Origin of the sequence: Candidatus Binatus sp. (genome assembly GCF_036567905.1) — a bacterium.
GTDB lineage: Bacteria > Desulfobacterota > Binatia > Binatales > Binataceae > Binatus.
This window is the reverse complement of the sequence record NZ_DATCTO010000070.1, coordinates 1-3,436: the sequence shown is the minus strand read 5'-3', so window position 1 is coordinate 3,436 and position 3,436 is coordinate 1. Positions and strand designations below refer to the sequence as shown.

General features: G+C 64.6%; 3 protein-coding genes and 1 pseudogene. 1 reads left to right on the top strand and 3 read right to left on the bottom strand.

Features of this window, described 5'->3' with window-relative positions; genetic code table 11:
* The first annotated feature begins 288 nt into the window (after window positions 1-288).
* Window positions 289-1,056, top strand: a complete 768-nt coding sequence (locus VIO10_RS11340) for a 3-hydroxyacyl-CoA dehydrogenase (protein WP_331963924.1) — start codon at window positions 289-291, stop codon at window positions 1,054-1,056.
* Window positions 1,057-1,064: 8 nt separating this feature from the next.
* Here VIO10_RS11340 and VIO10_RS11335 read toward each other — a convergent pair whose 3' ends face one another.
* The 3 genes and pseudogenes from VIO10_RS11335 to VIO10_RS11325 all read right to left on the bottom strand — a co-directional run.
* The gene (locus VIO10_RS11335; RefSeq protein ID WP_331963921.1) at window positions 1,065-1,850 is read right to left on the bottom strand and encodes an ABC transporter permease; all 786 of its coding nucleotides are present in this window, start codon (window positions 1,848-1,850) and stop codon (window positions 1,065-1,067) included.
* 6 nt (window positions 1,851-1,856) lie between these two features.
* Complete coding sequence (locus VIO10_RS11330) at window positions 1,857-2,852, bottom strand: ATP-binding cassette domain-containing protein (protein ID WP_331963918.1); 996 nt, start codon at window positions 2,850-2,852, stop codon at window positions 1,857-1,859.
* A pseudogene (locus VIO10_RS11325) lies at window positions 2,849-3,436 on the bottom strand (hypothetical protein); the annotation flags it as partial. The gene VIO10_RS11330 and the pseudogene VIO10_RS11325, both read right to left, overlap by 4 nt.

Here is a 3,436-nt window from a genome sequence, read left to right as displayed (position 1 = left end):
GCGCCCGCCAACGGCGGGCGGCCTTAATACTGGGTGCAGGGGTGAGGGAGGAAAGGGTCGCTCTTTTTTTGTGTCATCCTGAGCGAAGGCTGCCGGAGTCGAAGGAACCCGGATCCGGGATTCTTCACTGCGTTCAGAAGGACACAAAGAAAGAGATCGATGCGGGGCTGACCTCACTGTGGAGTTGCAACAGGTTGGCGCGCCTTCGCTGGACCCACGCCGGTTGCATCGCCGCGTCTGCGGCCATAACGTCGTCGCGTTTGCATCATCTATCCACGCGAGGTTGCTATGAATCTTAAAAATACGGTTGCACTTGTGACCGGCGGCGGTTCCGGACTCGGCGAAGCGACTGTCCGCGAATTCGCGTCGGCCGGCGCCAAGGTGGCGATTCTCGATTTACCGTCGTCGCCCGGCGCCAAAGTCGCCGAGTCGCTCGGCGCCAATGCGATCTTCGTGCAGGCCGATGTAGGCAGCGCCGATCAGGTGACCGACGCGATTGCGAAAACGGTGGCGAAGTTCGGTCTGATTAATGTCGCGATAAACTGCGCCGGTATCGGCCGCGCGATGCGCACGGTCACCAAGGAAGGCCCGCATTCGTTGGACCTGTTCAGCAAAGTGATCGCGGTGAATCTTATCGGCACCTTCAACGTCACGCGGCTGGCCGCGGCGCAGATGGCAAAAAATCAGCCCGGCGCCGACGGCGAGCGCGGCGTGATCGTCAACACCGCGTCGGTGGCCGCGTTTGACGGACAGATCGGGCAGGTGGCTTATTCGGCGTCGAAGGGCGGGGTGGTTGCGATGACGTTGCCGATAGCGCGCGACCTGGCGTCGCTCGGCATCCGCGTCTGCACGATCGCGCCGGGAACTTTCGAGACTCCGATGCTGGCGGGTTTGCCCGAGGCGAACCGCAAAGCGCTGGCCGCGCAGATTCCGTTTCCGCAGCGGCTGGGCAAGCCGTCTGAATACGCGGCGCTCGCGCGCCACATCGTCGAGAACGTGATGCTCAACGGCGAGACGATTCGCCTCGACGGCGCACTGCGCATGCCGCCGCGCTGAATCGCCGCTTAAATCGTCGAGGCGTTGCGGGCGACCCGCGTCGCCAGGATAAAGGCGAACGCGGCAAACGCGACCGCAATCGCCACCGACGATCCCATCGGCATCGTCGCGCCGCTCGAGGCCGGCTCCGCGAGATACAGTCCGCGCCGCAGCGCGTCCACCGCGTAGGTCAGGGGATTCAACCGCGTCGTCCACTGAAACCATGCCGGCGCGCCCGCCACCGGAAAGACCGCGCCCGACAGCATCCAGATGGGGAGCAGCAGCAGGTTCATGAACGCGTGGAAGCCCTGAGTGGATTCCGTCCGCCACGCCATCGCCAGCCCGATGCTCGTCATCGCGAACGCGATCAGCGCCATCATCGCGAGCGACACCGCGATCGCTTCGAGGCTGAGGCGGATTCCCGCCAGCGGCGCCATCGCGAGAAAGATGGCTCCCTGCATCAGCGACAGCGTGGTGCAGCCAAGCGCCTGGCCGAGCACGATCGTCGCGCGTGAGATCGGCGCGACCAGCACGCCCTGCAGAAAACCCTGGTGCCGATCGTCCACGGTCGAGGCGGTCGCGAAGATCGCCGTGAACAGCAGCATCAGCACGATCACGCCGGGATAAAAGTATTGCGCGTAGCCGATGCCGGCCGGCATCCCGCTCGGCTTGAATGACGCTTGCAGGCCGGCGCCGAGCAGCAGCCAGAAAACCAGCGGCGTCGCAATCGCGCTCATCACGCGGATCGGTTGGCGGATGAAGCGCACGATCTCGCGCTGCCAGAGGGTTGCGGCCTGAAGAAAAATTTCGCGCATCTCCGTCTATTCCGTCTGCGCCATATCGGCGAAGAACTGGCGCCCGGTCAGGTGCACGAATACGTCTTCGAGAGTCGGCTTGCCCAATGAGACCGATTCGATCTCGTCGCCGAATGCGTCGATCAGCTCGCGAAGCAATTCGTGCCCGCGGATTCGTTCGATACGGATCGCGCCGTCCACGAGTTGGCTCGCGAGCTTGAAGCGCTGGAGGATTTTCCGCTGCATGAGTTCAGGCGCTTGCGCCCGGATCACGATTACGTCACCGCCGACCTCGGACTTGAGGTCGCCCGGCGGCGCGATTGCGACCAGCTTGCCTTGATGCAGCATCCCGATGCGATCGCATCGCTCCGCCTCTTCCATGTAATGCGTCGTCAGCACGACGGTCACGCCCGCGTGCTCGCGCAGATGCTCGAGGTAATTCGAAAACTCGTGGCGCGCCGCCGGATCCAGGCCCGTGCTGGGCTCGTCGAGCAGCAGCAGTTCCGGCTCGTGGAGCAGAGCCTTGGCGAGCTCGACCCGGCGCTGCAGTCCACCTGACAACGTCTCTACCCGGTCGCGTTCGCGCGCCGACAATCTGAGGAGCTCGAGCATCGCCGCAATCCGCTCGCGCAGCCGCCGGCCGGTGATTCCATATAGATGACCGTGAGCCGCGAGATTTTCGCCGGCCGTCAGCTTGCCATCGAGACTCGGATGCTGAAACACGACGCCGAGCCGTCGCCGCACGGCGGTGGTTTCGCCCGCCAGGTCGTGACCGAACATTTGCGCGCTTCCTGATTGAATCGGCACCAGCGTCGAGAGCAACTTGAACAGGGTGGTCTTGCCACCGCCGTTGGGTCCCAGGAAGCCAAATACCTCGCCGCGTGCGATCGAAAAAGTCACGTCGCCGAGCGCCTCGCGATCGCCGTAGCGAAAGCCGAGAGCGCGCGCGTCGATCGCGCCGGATTCGCCGCCAGTCGCGTGCTGCGCGGTCTGCAATCGATTCGAAACGGTCGAGGCGCTCACGGTTCACCCAGTCCGCCCGCGGGCTGCGTGCCTTGTTCGGGCAGTCCGATTTCGGCGCGATGCCATCCGTCCTGAAACGCCGTCGTGCGCTCGCCGCCGCTGCCATGCCCCGACGCGGCGCCGACGAAGTCGTCACCCGTGAGCTGGTAGTAGCGCGTCACTTCGACCGGATCGAGGCGCCGAATCCCCATCCGCTCGAGCGAGTAACCGGCGAACTGATCCGCCGCGAGTTCCTTGTTCCTAACCGGGACTTTGTCACTGCCGGGATCGAAGTCGCCGTGCGCGAGATGGCCGATCTCGTGCGCGAAGATCGCGTACAGCATCGGGCGAACGGCATCGGGGTCATCGACTTTCATCCACCGTTGCAGCAGGCTGTCGAGGAACTGCCGGTTGTAGAAGATGCATCCGCCGCTGCTTGCGTGAGGCGAGTCGGCTTTGAGCGATTCGTAAACCGGGAAATTCGTTGCCCACATATCGTTGAGCTGCGCGACGATCGTCTTGTACGGCTCGCCCGCCGGCCGCGCCGCTTCGCCGCAGGCCACGAGCGTGCGGCTTGCCGCTTTGGCGGCGGGCGCCGCGCCGGC